Raw genomic sequence first — 16,555 nt, 5'->3', positions numbered from 1 at the left:
TTGTTAGAATATAAGCTATTGAGATGATTTAAAGATTCAGGCAAATACATGGCACGCGCTCCAAAGCAAGTTAAACAAGAACCATTAGAAGTTGTACTCTGGAAAACAGCGGATAAACTGCGAAAAAACATTGATGCAGCTGAATACAAACACGTTGTGTTGGGTTTAATTTTTCTTAAATACATTAGTGATACCTTTGAAGCGCACTACAATCTCCTCGTAGAAGGTGAAGGCGAATTTGCAGGTGCTGATCCAGAAGACCGTGATGAATACACTGCATACAACGTGTTCTTTGTCCCAGAGAATGCACGTTGGTCATTCCTACTTAACCAAGCAAAGCAACCGACCATTGGTAAGATTGTCGATGATGCTATGGAAGCCATTGAGAATGACAACCCACAGTTGAAGGGTGTGCTTCCTAAAGTTTATGCACGTCAGAATCTCGATCCTACGAGCCTAGGTGAGCTAATAGATCTTATTGGTAACATTGCACTAGGCGATGCGAAATCGCGCTCTGCGGACGTTCTAGGGCACGTATTCGAGTACTTCCTTGGTGAGTTCGCTTTAGCTGAAGGTAAGCAAGGTGGTCAGTTCTACACGCCTAAGTCTATCGTTGGTTTATTGGTTCAAATGCTTGAGCCATACAAAGGCCGTGTATTCGATCCTTGTTGTGGTTCAGGTGGTATGTTTGTACAGTCAGAGAAGTTTGTCTCAGCTCATCAGGGCTTAGTGGATGACATCTCGATCTATGGTCAAGAGAGCAACCAAACCACTTGGCGACTCGCAAAGATGAACTTAGCCATTCGTGGTATTAACTCAGAGCATGTGAAATGGAACTCTGAGGGTTCATTCCTCAATGATGCACATAAAGATCTGAAAGCGGATTACATCATTGCTAACCCCCCATTCAACGTCTCTGATTGGAGTGGTGAGCAGCTAGTTGGCGATGCTCGTTGGTCATTGGGTACACCACCTGCAGGTAATGCGAACTTTGCTTGGATGCAACACTTCTTGTATCACATGAGTCCTAAAGGTCAGGCAGGTGTAGTCCTTGCTAAAGGTGCTTTAACTTCTAAGACAAGCGGTGAAGGTGAGATTCGTAAAGCCTTGGTTTCTGAAGCCAATGTCATTGACTGTATTGTAAATCTACCTGCCAAGCTATTCCTGAATACACAGATTCCTGCTGCTTTATGGTTTATGCGTCGTGATCGTGTTGGCTCAACCAAGTACAAAGATCGTAGCAATGAGATCCTATTCATTGATGCTCGTAACTTAGGTCATCTGATCAACCGCAGAACCAAAGTATTGTCTGATGAAGACATCAAGCTGATTACTGACACTTATCACAATTGGAGAAATCAAGAGGGTGAGTATGAAGATGTAGCAGGCTTCTGTGCATCTGTACCGCTTGAGAAAGTTGCTGAGCTTGATTATGTACTGACACCAGGTCGTTATGTTGGTTTAGCTGATGATGAAGACGAGTTCGACTTCAAGGAACGCTTCACCAGCCTGAAAGCCGAGTTTGAAGCACAGCTTGCAGAAGAGGCCAAGCTTAATCAAGCCATTGCTGAGAACTTGGCAAAGGTGGTGGTATGACAACTAGCGTACCTTTTGGAAGCCTGTTATCTAAAATCATTGATAATAGGGGAAAAACTTGTCCAACAAGTGAAACAGGTATTCCACTAATCGCAACAAACTGTGTTAAGAATGAACACTTGTATCCAGTCTATGAAAAGGTCCGATATGTCAGGCAGGAAGTCTATGACTCCTGGTTTAGAGGGCATCCTGAACCTGGAGATCTAATATTTGTTCTGAAAGGAACCCCAGGGAGAGTTAACTGGGTTAACAATCCAGTGGATTTTTGCATAGCTCAAGATATGGTTGCCTTAAGAGTTGATGAGAATAAGGTCTATCCCAAATACTTGTTTGCAGTGCTTAGATCAAGCCAAATTCAGCAAGAGATTGAAGGCTTACATGTAGGATCATTGATTCCTCATTTTAAGAAATCAGACTTTGATGATTTACAGATCCCATTAGTTGAAGAGAAACTCCAAAAGTATATTGGCGATGTGTACTTCAACTTATCATTGAAAATTGACCTGCTGCATCGTCAGAACAAGACCTTGGAAGCCATGGCTGAAACACTGTTTCGTCAATGGTTTATTGAGGAAGCGAGAGAGGATTGGAATGAAACCAAGGTATTGGATGTTTTCTCGCTAGTTGGTGGTGGTACGCCTAAAACCTCTGAAGCTAGTTATTGGGATGGTGACATTCCTTGGCTTTCGGGTGGTGATATTGCTAATGCACACCAGGGCTTTATTGTAAAAGCAGAGAAATCCATTACAGAATTTGGATTACAGAAAAGCTCAACGAAGTTGTTACCTAAGTTAGCTTCTGTCATTAGTGCGAGGGGTACGGTTGGTAAGTATGCCATGCTATCTAAGCCGATGACATTTAGTCAGTCCAATTATGGAATTGTTCCTAAAGAACATACGCACTACTACTTTGTGTACTTGCTGTTAGCTTACATCGTTGATGAACTATCAGCAGCCGCATATGGAAGTGTATTTGATACAATCACGACAAGGACATTCGAAGATGTAGTTCTTAAGCTACCATCAATGGATAGCATTGCTGAATTCGAGTCAGAAATAGCTCCATTATTTGAGAAGAAACTAAATAACGTTGAGCAAATCCAAACACTAGAAAACCTAAGAGACACGCTTCTACCCAAGCTCATGAGTGGTGAAGTGAGAGTCCAATACCCAATAGAAGACGTTGCATAAAATTTAAGGTGAAGTCATTTGTTGGCTTCACCTTTTTTACATTCGGGGAAACCATGAACAAAAAAGTTATAGCAGGCGTGGTTGCACTGCTCATTATCGTATTGGCATATATTTATGCTTCACCATATTTGGTATTGAACACGATTAAGAAAGCTGCACAGCAAGGTGATAGTGAAAAGGTATCTGCTTATGTTGACTATCCAAGTGTGCGTCAAAGCTTAAAGGATCAGATGAATGCTCATCTCATGAAAGATGTAGTATCGGATAAAGCAGATGGTTGGGAAGCTTTTGGGGCAATGGTTGCGACAACTATGGTTGAGAAAGTGGTGGATTCATTGGTAAGTCCACAAGGGCTCACCTTGATGATGCAAGGTAAGGACTTTAAAGATACTCTACAGAATCATCAACAGAGTGGTATAGAGCAGTCTGAAGATAAGCCAAAACTTGAATATAGTACACGTTACTTGTCTATGAATATGTTTGAGGCAACACTCAAAAATCTAAATAATAATAAGATGCTTAAAGTTATTATGGAGCGTGATGGATTAAGTTGGAAAGTTAAGAAGTTTGTATTACCACTTGATGCTAAAGATGCCCAAATAGTAGAAGCAAAACCTGTACAACCTCAAGAAATTGAAGAACCTGTAGAGGAAATAGTTGTGCCTGAGACTACGTCAGTGTTTGACCATTCAGGAGTACAACCGGGCAAGACCATGGAATTTTGCTATCGTGATCCGTGTTCTGTTGCTCAAGTCAAAAATTTCCAGATATTAAATCAAACGCCAAGTGATGTGGACCTTGAATTAACCCTGCTTGGTGGTAGTAAGGGATGGGAACAAGAAGCGATTGAATGGTCCGATAATACCCACAAAATTCAAATTACATGTTCTATAGAAAAGCCGACAGTACGTATGGATGGTCAAGTCACAGTTATTCCATTAAATAATGACATGGGTGTACCTGGCGTATTAATGACAGATGCAGAAATGTATCTACAGGCTTGTCATGGTGATTTCGATGGAACCATGGAAGATGCTACTCAGCACTATGGTTATGATGTTAAAGATGCAAATTAAGTAAGAAATGAGCCATCTATTTTGATGGCTCAATCTAGAGAGTTTTCCAAACCATAAGGCAAGTAACATGAAATACCATGTGCTTTTCTCAGTAATTGCTACTTCTATTTTTTTAGGTGGGTGTACTGAAAAAGTGACCCAGGCAGAATACGATGCAATGGAGTCTGACTACCAATCACAGATCAGTGAGTTGGAGGCTCAAGTTACATCTCAGAAGGAATATATTGATGCGACCAATACATCAATCAAAGAATTGAGTTCAAATGTTGATGATTTTGAATATCAAGATTGGCGTACTGTAGTTCCGACTGTTTATGAAAATACAAAGACCTTGGAATCAAACATCCAAGAGTTTGACCAATACTAAGATCAGATTAGAGGGTAAAAGAAGAATGTCTAAGATGACCGAATCAGACATCGAATTGATGGCGATAGAGCAATTAGAGGGGTTGGGCTATAGCTATGTGTATGGACCAGATATTGAACCTAAGGGAAGCAATCCTCTACGAAGCTATAAGCAGGTCATCTTAGAAGCCAAAGTGCTAGAGGCATTACAACGTCTTAATCCTCATTTAAGCGAAGACAAATGCATTGAAGCACTGAAGCAAATCACCAATCTATCATCCCCTGATTTACTCACCAATAACCAAGCTTTTCATCGCTTGTTGACCGAAGGGATAAACATCGAAGTTAGTAAAGATGGTCATACTCAAGGTGAATATGCTTGGCTTATAGATTTTAATAATCCAAGCAATAATGATTTTATTGTGGTCAATCAAGTTACGGTCAAAGAAGATCGTTGGACACGGCGCCCGGATTTAATTCTGTATATAAATGGTCTACCTTTAGTCGTGATTGAGCTGAAGAACGCCACGGGTGAAAATGCGACTCTAGAAGGTGCATATAAGCAGCTTCAGACCTATCAAAGCCAAATCCCTAGCTTATTTACCTACAATGCCTTTAACATCATTTCTGATGGTTTAGAGGCAAAAGCAGGGACAGTTTCAGCAGACCTTAGTCGTTATATGGCTTGGAAGACGACCAATGGTCAAAGCAAAGCCAAGAAGACTCAAGCACAGCTTGAAATCTTGATTCATGGTTTACTTAATCCAGTAACATTATTGGATATGATTAGACATTTCGTTGTATTTGAATCGAATAAGCAAGAAGATACTAATGGCTTAATCACCATCAAAACGATTAAGAAGATGGCTGCCTATCATCAGTACTATGCAGTCAATGCGGCAGTCCTCTCAACCATTCGTGCCTCTGCTGTAAACTCGGAGTCGAAGTCCGCAGAACTTGCCATGCAGCATCAAGGCAGAAGCAAGCTGGAACTGGTTCAGCAACAAGCTGTGGGTGACAAAAAGGCAGGTGTAGTTTGGCATACCCAAGGTTCGGGTAAATCTTTGTCTATGGTGTTCTATACAGGCAAGATTGTCTTAGCTTTAGATAATCCAACAGTCGTGGTCATCACAGATCGCAATGACTTAGATGATCAACTATTTGGAACCTTTGCTGCATCAAGCCAACTGCTCAGACAAACACCGAAACAAGCAGATAACAGAGAAGAACTTAAAGAGTTACTCAGGGTCGGCTCGGGTGGCGTGATATTCACCACCATTCAAAAATTCCAACCTGAAGATGGAGGCAGCGTTTATGAGCAGCTCTCTGATCGAAGCAATATTGTTGTGATTGCAGATGAAGCACACCGTTCTCAATATGGCTTTAATGCTAAAGAGGTTGATGTTAAAGATGACGATGGTAAGGTCGTTGGCAAACGTACCGTCTATGGGTTTGCTAAATATATGCGTGATGCTTTACCGAATGCGACTTACCTTGGTTTTACTGGAACACCCATTGAGAAGACCGATGTAAATACACCTGCTGTCTTTGGTAACTACGTAGATATCTATGACATCTCACAAGCTGTTGAAGATGGTGCTACTGTTCGTATCTTCTATGAAAGCCGATTGGCGAAGATTGCAATTAGTGAAGAAGGCAAAGAACTGATTGAGGACTTCGATGATCAGTTTAGTGAAGATGACTTAAACCAAACCCAAAAAGAGCGTGCTAAGTGGGCACGGGTTGAAGGATTGATCGGCAGTAAACAGCGTATCAAAGCCATTGCCCAAGACATCGTAGAACACTTTGAGCAACGACTTAAAGCTAATGCAAACCAAGGCAAAGGTATGGTTGTGGCTATGTCACGGCGTATTGCAGTCGATTTATACAATCAAATTGTCCAGCTTAAGCCAGAATGGCATAGCGATGATTTGAATGATGGTGTGATCAAGGTTGTAATGACTTCATCTGCATCAGATGGTCCTGAATATGCTGGCTTCCATACCACCAAGCAACAACGTCAAATATTAGCCAATCGTATGAAAGATGATGATGACAAGCTGAAGCTCGTGATCGTACGTGATATGTGGTTGACTGGTTTTGATGCTCCGAGTATGCATACGCTGTACATCGACAAACCCATGAAAGGTCATAATCTCATGCAAGCCATTGCACGAGTGAACCGTGTCTATAAGGACAAGATTGGCGGACTTGTTGTCGATTACTTAGGTATTGCATCTGACTTGAAAGAAGCACTGTCATTCTACTCTGAGGCAGGTGGTAAAGGTGATCCTGCATTAGTACAAGATGAAGCTGCAACCATCTTACAAGAGAAGCTTGAAGTCATTGATGGCATCATGCATGGCTTCAATTATCAAGAATACTTCATAGCGAATACTTCTCGTAAGCTCAACATTATCCTGGAGGCAGAGGAGCATATTTTAGGCGTTGACCAAGGTGAAGGTAAGATTCGCTTCCTCACAGCAGTTGCAGCGATGTCACAGGCATTTGCTTTAGCAGTTCCACATCCTCATGCAATGGAAGCCGCACCGGTTGTTGCGTTCTTCCAAGCAGTCAAAGCGCGTCTAGCGAAATTTAGTGATGGCTCAGGCAAAATTTCAGGTATGAGCAATGCTGAGCTTGAAGCTAGGGTTAAACAAACCATTGACCAAGCACTTGTCACAGAACAAGTGGTAGATATTTTTGATGCAGCAGGAATTCAAAAGCCTGATATCTCCATTCTCTCTGATGAGTTCATGCAGGAGATGAAAGGCTATAAGCATAAGAACATTGCACTTGAGACATTAAAGAAGCTTCTTGGTGATGAGATCAAGATGAGAGAACAACGCAGTGTCACTCAAGGTAAGAAGCTCATGGATATGTTGAATTCAGCGATCAAGGGCTATCAGAATAAGGTACTGACAGCAGCTCAAGTGATTGATGAGCTAATTAAGTTAGCAAAAGCCATCCAAGAGTCAGACAACCTGGCCAAAGAGCTTAACCTCACTGAGTACGAATATGCGTTCTACTCAGCAGTTGCTGAAAATGACAGTGCACGAGAGTTGATGCAAAAGGAGATTCTTAGAGAGTTAGCTGTGGTCCTCACAGAATCCATTCGTAGGAATGTCACATTGGATTGGACCATTAAAGAGGCTGCAAGAGCCAAGCTTAGAGTTATTGTGAAACGATTGCTCAAGAAGTATGGCTATCCACCTGACATGGCTCTGCTCGCAACAGAGACTGTATTAGAACAGGCGGAGCAATTGGCAGATCAGTTGGCTAAGCTAGATGAGTTAGAAATCGCTTAATTTTTCTTGTGGAAATTGTGATATATATTTTAAAAATGAGGTTTTCTAGGAGAAGAAAACCAATACAATTTAATTAACTAGAAATTTTTAGCTATTAATTTAACTAAAAAATGCTTATTGTATCAACACTTTGAAAGATATAAATAGAATGTGTTATGGGTGTCATTGTTCGTATCCTGAAAGCAAAACATGGAGATTGCATCCTGATTACTCATGAGGGAAAATCGGATGTTTTTAATATATTGATTGATGGTGGACCATCTACTACTTTCATGTATGGCCCTCGACAACGATATTCTGGCCCTTTACGTGATGCTCTTGAAGAGATAAAAAAGAAGGGGCAGAGCATCGATTTAGCTATCCTAACGCATATAGATGATGACCATATACATGGCTTAATAAGGGCTTTTGAAAAGCCAGGTTATCTTGCTGAATTGGTGAAAACGATTTGGTTTAATTCATCTAGATTGATTACACAAGGTTTTAATGTCCCCGAAATTCCAGAAAATAATATTATATTGGTTGGTAATTCGCCTCAAACTAGTGTGCAACAAGGTAAAGATCTCGAGGCTTTACTTGATGAAATCATGTGTGTACGAGCACCACTTATTATGGCAGGGCAAGTTTATTATTTAGGCCCTTTTACCTTGACAGTATTATCACCTGAGAGATGCCAGCTTGAGAGACTTTTACACAAGTGGCCTACTGAAGCAGATTCTGGTGCAACATCATCCCATAGTAATGATTATCATCTTTCTTTAGAAGATATATGGGCTGATGATAAATTTGATTCAGACCCTTCTATTTACAACGGGAGCTCAATTGCATTCCTTTTAGAGGCTGAGAATAAAGCTATGCTTTTTCTTGGTGATGCACATGATAAAGTTATTGCAGATAATCTGAGAGCAAGAGGCTACAGTGATGCTAATAAAATTAAACTTGATCTAGTGAAGATTTCGCATCATGGTAGCCAGTATAATACAAGCAATGAGACACTTTCCCTTCTTGATTCAAAATGTTACGTAATTTCCACTGATGGTTCAAAACACGGCCTTCCAAATAAAAGGACAATTGCGAGAATTCTTAAATCTACAAATGGAAAAATTCTTTTCAATTATGAAAATGTTATTTCAAAATTACGGTTACCAGAACAAGTTATTACTTCTCGAGTAGAGGTGCTCGATAGTGAGATCAGACTATGACCGTTTCTGAAATCATACAGTCTTACTGTGTCAGGGTTAATGGGGGGAGTGGTGTTCTCGTCAATGCTATGACACAGGAGTACTCATATGTACTAACAGCAGCTCATGTGCTTGATGGTATCACTGCTCATGAAGTTTTGGATTATCAAGGAAATCCAGTTGAGGTTCTAGAAGTACTCAGACATTCTTCGCCCTTCATTTTGGCAACATTATCGAACGATTATGTGATTTTAAAAGTTAGTTTTCAGGCCCATGTAACACAAAAAATTTTTAATGCTAAGGAATTACAGCATCGTGCTGACCTAACCTTAGTTGGATATCCACAGGGAGAGAGAACTAGTCAAACCCCAATAAAGTTTTATGGTGGGCATATGACAAATGTGAATGATGATCTTATTTTTTTCACAATTGACGGTATCCCAAGTAAGTCTGAAATCGAAGGAATGTCTGGTGGAGGTATTTACCTTCATAAAGATGGGCAGGTGTTTCTTACGGGTGTTGAGTTCAGAATGGATGCAACTAATGAAGATCAGCAATATGGTCGAGTACAATGCCATAGCCTACAGAAGTTTCATGAAATAATAGAAATAAATAAAAGTGCACCAATGATTCCTGCTCATCTGGAATGCTTTTCAAAAGTTAGAGAGAAAATATTTGCGTTCAATGTTATTGATCCGGAAAATATCCGTCATTTGAAAACAGGTTTAGATCAATTTACTGATTCACTCATTGCTAATGAAATGCCTCCACCATATAAAATTTTAGACCAATATGGTGTAGAGCTTTTAGCAGATCCACGGAAATCTGATGAGTTAAAGAGTTTAGAGTTGTGGGAAGCTTATTTAGAGTTTCTCGTAATTTGTGCTTTGATGGATGATTGTGGAAAAACTGATGATGCTTATATAGAGGGGTTAAAGCGAAAGCGCCGGTTAATGTATACCAGTAGTAGCGATAATTGGGTTCGACGCTTAGAAGACTTTCTTAAAACAGCACGTAAACTTTTAGATAAAGATGGTACATTAATTATAGCATCACCAGATGCTGCCGCGAGGACATTACCACCAGACTTTAAACTTAAACAAGTGATTAATAACATTGCCATAGTTCCAAATCAGGGGCCATTAGCTCCTATAGATGAAGTTGAAAGTTCGATATATGCAAGCTTTAGCTTAAGTCATTTACAAGGACTACGTAAGACTTGTGTAGTTGATATAGAAGATGAGTATCAAGATTTTAATTCAGCTAGAGAACAACTACGGCTATTAAAGGAAAAGCTTAATGAAATTATTAAGTGAAAAAGCTGATTTTAGTGATCTCTATAGAGAATATGGAAACATGTGCTTCCATATGTTTCGGTCAGAGGGGACTATACCCTTCATATCTTGCATAGTATGTGTATGTGAAAGACCAGAAGATATAGTTGAAAATTGGCAAGCTATTCAAAGTATGGTTTCTGTTTACCATCAGCCTTCAGGTAGTTTGGCAGCTTGGAATGTATATTTAACCTTTGTCACAAGTGGTCGTGTTCCTATATGGGAAAAATATCTAATCGAAAACAATAAGTTTGTTGCTCGTAAGATCATACTTGATGAATTTCTTGAAGTACCTAATCCGGAGAGATTAGCTTTTGAATTACATAAACAGTTATTAGGTTCTGATTTAAAATTAAGTTCGCAATTACATGAATCGATAAAGATTACCCATCCTTTAAGAGAGTATGTTAGTGGAGCACCCTTAGATGCAAAAATTGATTCTAAGGAAAAGCGTGCCTTGATGATTGATAAAATGATTGAGTTTTTGAGCAATAATGAAAATTAAAAAAGTTGAAATTGAGGCATTTCGTGCTTATAGAGCAAAGTCTGATGGGACTTTCAATTTTACAAATGAAGGTGACGTACCATCAAATTTCGTGGCGCTCTATGCGCCAAATGGTTTTGGTAAAAGCTCTTTCTACGACGCAATTGAGTGGGCTGTCACCAATCATTTAACAAGGCTTAGTGATTATAATAAATCAAATAATGAAATTGCTGCTAAAGCAACCAAAGATCCTAATCAGGCACAAAAAATTCTTAGAAATAATTTTGCTGATACAACATCTGTAACCAAAGTGTCCGTATCTACCACTTTGCCGATGATCTTTGAGCGAGAGTTACCCACTCCAAAAAAAAATCAAAAGGATATTCGGATTGGAGATAATAGCCGAAAAGAAAATGATTTTTTTAAACGTGTAATTCTGAGCCAGGATGAGATTGATAGATTTCTTCGTGAAACCAATCCACAAGATCGTTATATCAAATTTATTGAGAGTTTTGGTGGTGATCTTGAACAGGCTCGTAAAGAATTATGGGTCTTCATAACTGATATTGACGCGGAGGTGAAGAATCTAGAAAAAAGACAAAAAAAGCTTATTGATATAATAAGTCAACCACTTGATCTAACGTCTATTAAGCAGTTCAATACAATTGCTTCTGAACTGAATTTAATGGGGGAAAGTATAAGTATAGCTAATGAAAATATTTCATCGCAAAATGACTATCAACTCAAGGCTAATCTTGTATCACGACAGCATGAGTTGAATACAGAGAATCAAAACAATGTACGAAAGTTAGAATTATTAATAAATTCCTTAGGGAAAATACCAAAAATAGAGCTTGATACCAAGAATTTGATAGAGCAAAAAAAACAATTTTCTAGATTAGAAAAAGGCGTTGCTGATGCTGAAAGATATCAGATCTTATTAGACTCTTATAACAAATGTACAGAAGAACATAAAAACCTATATACTTATCAAATAAGTTTTAATGAAGTTGCTGATCGTATAGACGCTTTTTTAGAAACTAACAAAATTCTTCAAGAATTGTCTTTAAAACAAGAAAATTTGATTAAGGAGCGGTCCAAAAATTCTGCTGAAATAACCTTTGATGAAAATAACCTAATTAAATTGGAACAAGAAATCAAAACTGTTGAGAATAGAATTCTGTTCTTAAAAAACTCTCTTAATAATGCAGGATCCATTTATTTAAATATTTCAAATCATAGAGCTAAAATTAATGATCTTAAAGCGAAAATTTCGGATCAGGTAAACTTAATCCAAAAAGATCAGAACTTATTTAATGATTTAAACAGTAAGTTAAATACGATTTCTTCATTAAAAATCACATCGGATTTACTATTAAGTAAAAATCTAGGGCACTTTTATTTTGATCAAAATAAAATAGAAGAGTTGATGAGATGTAAGGCTGATCTCAATTTGATAGCAATGCACAATCACACTATTCTTGCTACTCAAAAAGCTTTAAGCGAACAAATGGAATTACAAGAACAGTTGATAGCCATTGGCATCGATTATCTTAGTATCCATTCTTCTAATATCTGTCCTTTATGTACAGTCCCTCATCCTTCTCCTGATGTATTGCTCAGCAAAATAAAGAGTCAAAATCTACTCTCTGAATTAAGTCAAGAGAACTCTCGGAAGTTGTCAGAGTCTTCTATACGAGAGAAAGAGTTATATGCGACTATTGAAGATATCACGCAACGAGCAATTGAAGCCCAAGTTCAACAACTTAATACTTTACATAAAGCACTGAATGAGGTGAATGATCGATTTACCAAAGCAGAGCAAGATAAGTCTTATCTAGAAACAGAGTGTAAAAACTTAGAAAACATCGTCTTGCAATTGGAACAGTCAGTTTGGGATCTTTCACATGAAGATCTGATTGCTCGAGCCGATGCTGAAATTAAAGAACTTACAGTCAAAAGTTCAATCCTGCGTGAGAAACATATTGATTTAAAAAATAAAATTATATTACTTACGGATAGTGTCAAAGCTCAAGACACTGAGGTGCAACATATTGCCTCTACAATAAATATGAAGCGTAATGAATATGGCTATATAAAAGTATTAGCATATATTAACGAGAATGCTGTTTCTGTTTCAGACCTCAGAAATCATTGTGAATTGAAACGAAATGAAATTAATAGTCAGCTTTTTGAATACGGAGCAAAAAAAGAAGTCCTAAAATCTAAATATAATGATTTGAATAAAGAAATGCTTGCAGATGGTACATGGATGGATTTTGCTGAGTTAAAGTTGCAAAAGGAAAATTTAGAAGTAAATATTGCTAAAATTAATTTCGAAATTAATGCTTATTATCAAAATCTATCAGAAGTTATTACTGTTAGGCCAGAATATCCATTAGAAAAAATTAAGACGTTAGTAAATACTGAAATTGAAGATTGTAAGGACCGCGTTCAAGAAATTGAAACAAGATTAAATCGTATTAATTTACTTTTAGAACTAATTGTTTCGTTTACACCGTATATTAATCGTATATCTATGCAAAAAGAGCTAGTTACGATTAAGAAAGATCTAAAAAAACTTCGTACAGTTCGTGAAGCTTTGAACGTGGAAATGCAGGAAATCGTGAGTAGTCTCAAAGAGCTTATCAATAATTTTTTCTATGAAGAGCTAATTAACTCAATTTATAAAAAAATTGATCCACATCCTGATTTCAAAAAAGTAGTGTTTCAGGTGAATTTCGATTCGTTTGATAAGCCTTGTTTAAATATTGTTATGAGAGATGAAACAGGTTTAATCATCTCCCCAATTCTCTATTTTAGTGCAGCTCAAAGCAATATTTTGAGCCTTAGTGTCTTTTTAGCAAATGCATTGCATGCAAAAGACGATGATGGAAAGCCCGTTGATGTTATTTTAATAGATGATCCAATTCAATCTATGGATTCAATAAACATACTTTCCACAATTGATCTCTTACGCAGTATATGCATTCAGTTTAATAAACAAATTATTATTTCGACGCATGATGAGAACTTTTTTAAGTTACTCCAACGCAAAATTCCTTCACAAATTTTTGGATCAAAATTTTTGCAGTTGGAAAAGTATGGTGTAGCTGTGCCAGTTGATCCATTCTATAGTTAAAGCTTCAAGAGTGTTGTAAGATGACTAAAGTGCTTTGATATTTGCCGTTCAAAAAATAGCGAGATAGTAGAATAAATCTTCAAACCTTAATTTTACTACTCGCTATGACTTTCGAACTATATAGAATAATCAATAATCCTAGTAAAAATAGTTGAAACTCTCATACTGTTTCACAGCTACAGTAGATCTCTTTCATAAATCAAAAAATGATCTACTTTTTGCTTCTTATTTGTACCGAAGAATTTCGAATATTCATGCATAATTTACGAATGAAATACATCGACTCAAAGAAGCTTTCTGAAACACAGTTTAAGCGATATACAGGCATCTCATGGTCAACCTTTGATTTAATGGTCGAGCAATTGCAGAAACATGTTCCAGAGAAAGGTAGACCTCCGAAATTGCGTATAGAGGATCAAATTCTTCTGTGCTTAAGTTATTGGCGTGAATATCGAACTTTGTTCCATGTCGCAACAAGTTATGGCGTGTCAGAGCCTACCGCTTCAAGAATCGTCCGCCAGGTAGAGGATTGCCTCATCAAGTCCAATCTATTTAATTTACCTAAGAGTTTGCCTGAAGGCAAAGGGATCGACTGGAATGTGGTGATCGTAGATGCCACAGAAATTCCAATACAAAGACCTAAAAAAACAGAAAAAAAGCTATAGTGGCAAGAAGAAAGCACATACTTTCAAAGTTCAGGCCATTATCCATTATAGAACTCAGCAAGTTCTGAGTTTATGTACGAATCGTGGTGCTGTACATGATTTCGAACTCTTCAAACGCAACTTGAATCAGATTCCTGCAGGTGCCTTTATCCTTGCAGATAAAGGTTATCAAGGGATTTATACAGTGTATCCCAATAGCTTATTGCCATTAAAAGCAAAAAAGCGCTGCAAACTAGATCTGGAGCTAAAATTTTACAATCAAGAAATTAATAAAAGAAGAATTGGGATTGAGCATGTATTTGGCCGTTTGAAAACCTTCAAAATCCTTGCCGAGCGTTATCGAAACCGAGGAAAAAGACTCGGATTAAGATTTAATTTGATCGCAGGCATCTACAATTTGGAGCTGAGTAAAAAATAACTTATGAAAGAAAGAAGTCTAGTACATATGTTCCAGTATTCAAGAGGAGTAATATAAATATGATGCGTAAAGAACGCATCATATTTTTTATGCAAGATATTGTTTTTCATTTATAAAATTTAAAATTTTTTAAAAAAATAACCAAAAGAATAACCAATTGTAATTATCGGTCTACAAAACAGTGATCAATTGAATTACATAGTTTGAATACATTTATAAAGTAGTGTGGAAGGTTTTTTATGTCATGTCCTGCAATAAAAATGCGGGTGTCTATCAATGGATAGATGAATTTTTCTATATAGCTAAATTAAGAAGATGAGCTACAATAGAAAAAACACTCAGTTTTAAAATTATGCCAAAAACATATTCTGTTGATCTACGTGAGAAAGTCATGCAGTTTTATAAAGAATCGAAGCATAAATCGAAGACATGCGAACTGTTTAATATTGCAAGAACGACTCTAGATGATTGGATTCTACTCGAACAACAGACCGGTCAGCTCAAGCAGCCTAAATCTCCAAATATGGGACGTCCCTCATGCATTCTGGATCTGCAAGCCTTTGAAGCATTTGTAAAAACAACCCCATTTACCCAAGCCAAAGATCTTGTTCCTTTATTTGCATTGCACTTTGGATATAGCGTGAGTTATCAGGTGATCTTAGGTGCTCTCAATCGAATGGGCTGGACGCGTAAAAAAAGAGTTTTCTCTACAAACAAGCCTGCAAGTTAAGCCGTGCTGTATTTGAATGGTGTTTGCCTCAATGGAAAGCGCAATATGGTGAGGATCATATTCTTTACATCGATGAATCAGGCATCAATACCAATGAAACTGCAGACTATGGTTGGTCTCCCAAAGGAAAACGTTGTCATGCATTGAGGTCCGGTGGGCATGGTACGAGACTCAGCATGATCGGTGCTGTCAGATCAAATGCACCCTTCAAGTTTATTCAATCTTTAGTGTTTCAAGGTTCGTGTGATCGGAATATTTTCGTGTGTTGGTTAGCGTATTTGTTGCAGGGTTTGCAACACCCGGATATTCAGACTAAAAAATATTTGCTGATCCTCGACAATGCATCGATACACAAAGGAAAAGTGATCGATGATTTAGCAGCTCAATATCAGACGAGAATCGTTTATCTGCCTGCATATAGTCCTGATCTCAATCCTATTGAAAGAGCATGGTCGATCTTGAAAAGTAAAGTCAGACACATGGTTGCTCAGGACAATAGAAATCTCCCTCAAGCCTTAGACATTGCATTTAACTTAATGTAGCTTATGTTTTTTATTTAGCTATATCTTCGCCGATACGACGTAACTGGCAACCACAACTGCATTGGGTTGATGCAGGTTCATGCTCAATACGGATGGTGTGTAGATGATCTGGCAGCAGTCGACGTTTAGGTTTATTGGTTTTGGCTTTGTGTGTCGCTGCATCGGTTTTATCTGCATTTAATCGTTCTAATTCCAAATCAACGGCTGCGATATCTTCTTCGACCGCTTCGTCCCATAGATGGATTTGTTTTGCGGTGAGATGTTCGTTTTTACTGCCGAATTTATGCTTTTTAAACAGCGCCAGTTCATGCTCGTATTTTTGATTGAGAATAGAAAGATGCTAAACTTTGGCATCCAATTGCTGGTTTGATTTTTCTAATTCTTGATTTGATTGTGTCAGAGACTGATGCTGCAGCGCTAACTGTCTGGTAAATTCCAGCAGTTGTTCATGGGTCAGTTGGCTTAAATCAGGCAGCGTATTCATGACCGCAGTATGCCTGAGGTCATGAAGAGAATGAAATAGAACGTTTGGAGGATGGCAGAA

Annotated in this window: 13 protein-coding genes and 1 pseudogene; 13 read left to right on the top strand and 1 reads right to left on the bottom strand. The window is 38.0% G+C overall.

The window, feature by feature from the left end:
• Positions 1–48 precede the first annotated feature (48 nt).
• The 13 genes from Q0017_RS09335 (at position 49) to Q0017_RS09275 (ending at position 16,011) form a co-directional block, all read left to right on the top strand.
• On the top strand, positions 49–1,596 hold the full coding sequence (locus Q0017_RS09335; RefSeq protein ID WP_298145813.1) for a class I SAM-dependent DNA methyltransferase: 1,548 nt from the start codon (positions 49–51) through the stop codon (positions 1,594–1,596).
• Positions 1,593–2,786 (top strand): restriction endonuclease subunit S, encoded by a 1,194-nt coding sequence (locus Q0017_RS09330; RefSeq protein WP_298145810.1) that lies wholly within the window; start codon positions 1,593–1,595, stop codon positions 2,784–2,786. Before Q0017_RS09335 ends, Q0017_RS09330 begins: the two co-directional genes overlap by 4 nt.
• 53 nt (positions 2,787–2,839) lie before the next feature.
• Entirely contained in the window at positions 2,840–3,862 is a 1,023-nt protein-coding gene (locus Q0017_RS09325) for a DUF2939 domain-containing protein (RefSeq protein ID WP_298145806.1), read from the top strand.
• Positions 3,863–3,929: 67 nt separating this feature from the next.
• The gene (locus Q0017_RS09320; RefSeq protein ID WP_298145803.1) at positions 3,930–4,229 is read left to right on the top strand and encodes a hypothetical protein; all 300 of its coding nucleotides are present in this window, start codon (positions 3,930–3,932) and stop codon (positions 4,227–4,229) included.
• Positions 4,230–4,254: 25 nt separating this feature from the next.
• Entirely contained in the window at positions 4,255–7,515 is a 3,261-nt protein-coding gene (locus tag Q0017_RS09315) for a type I restriction endonuclease subunit R (protein ID WP_298145801.1), read from the top strand.
• A gap of 155 nt (positions 7,516–7,670) precedes the next feature.
• Positions 7,671–8,717 carry an MBL fold metallo-hydrolase gene (locus Q0017_RS09310; protein ID WP_298145798.1) on the top strand — a complete coding sequence of 349 codons (1,047 nt, stop codon included), beginning with the start codon at positions 7,671–7,673 and terminating at the stop codon, positions 8,715–8,717.
• The gene (locus Q0017_RS09305) at positions 8,714–10,012 is read left to right on the top strand and encodes an ABC-three component system protein (protein WP_298145795.1); all 1,299 of its coding nucleotides are present in this window, start codon (positions 8,714–8,716) and stop codon (positions 10,010–10,012) included. Before Q0017_RS09310 ends, Q0017_RS09305 begins: the two co-directional genes overlap by 4 nt.
• A complete protein-coding gene (locus Q0017_RS09300) occupies positions 9,996–10,535 on the top strand; it encodes an ABC-three component system middle component 1 (protein ID WP_298145792.1) in 540 nt (179 codons plus the stop codon). Before Q0017_RS09305 ends, Q0017_RS09300 begins: the two co-directional genes overlap by 17 nt.
• On the top strand, positions 10,525–13,656 hold the full coding sequence (locus Q0017_RS09295) for a hypothetical protein (protein ID WP_298145790.1): 3,132 nt from the start codon (positions 10,525–10,527) through the stop codon (positions 13,654–13,656). The genes Q0017_RS09300 and Q0017_RS09295 overlap by 11 nt, the downstream gene beginning before the upstream one ends.
• A gap of 254 nt (positions 13,657–13,910) precedes the next feature.
• On the top strand, positions 13,911–14,321 hold the full coding sequence (locus Q0017_RS09290; RefSeq protein WP_298145788.1) for a transposase family protein: 411 nt from the start codon (positions 13,911–13,913) through the stop codon (positions 14,319–14,321).
• Positions 14,269–14,739 (top strand): transposase family protein, encoded by a 471-nt coding sequence (locus Q0017_RS09285; protein ID WP_298145785.1) that lies wholly within the window; start codon positions 14,269–14,271, stop codon positions 14,737–14,739. The genes Q0017_RS09290 and Q0017_RS09285 overlap by 53 nt, the downstream gene beginning before the upstream one ends.
• A gap of 352 nt (positions 14,740–15,091) precedes the next feature.
• Positions 15,092–15,469 carry an IS630 transposase-related protein gene (locus tag Q0017_RS09280; protein WP_298145783.1) on the top strand — a complete coding sequence of 126 codons (378 nt, stop codon included), beginning with the start codon at positions 15,092–15,094 and terminating at the stop codon, positions 15,467–15,469.
• 23 nt (positions 15,470–15,492) lie between these two features.
• Positions 15,493–16,011, top strand: coding sequence for an IS630 family transposase (locus Q0017_RS09275; protein ID WP_298145779.1), 519 nt, complete (start codon positions 15,493–15,495; stop codon positions 16,009–16,011).
• A gap of 13 nt (positions 16,012–16,024) precedes the next feature.
• On the opposite strand, the pseudogene Q0017_RS09270 reads toward Q0017_RS09275, so the two are convergent.
• A pseudogene (locus tag Q0017_RS09270) lies at positions 16,025–16,495 on the bottom strand (IS66 family transposase); the annotation flags it as partial.
• Positions 16,496–16,555 lie beyond the last annotated feature (60 nt).

Origin of the sequence: uncultured Acinetobacter sp., from assembly GCF_947624825.1 — a bacterium.
Taxonomy (GTDB): domain Bacteria; phylum Pseudomonadota; class Gammaproteobacteria; order Pseudomonadales; family Moraxellaceae; genus Acinetobacter.
Note: the sequence above shows the minus strand (reverse complement) of the source record. Positions and strands in the feature narration are given on the sequence as shown.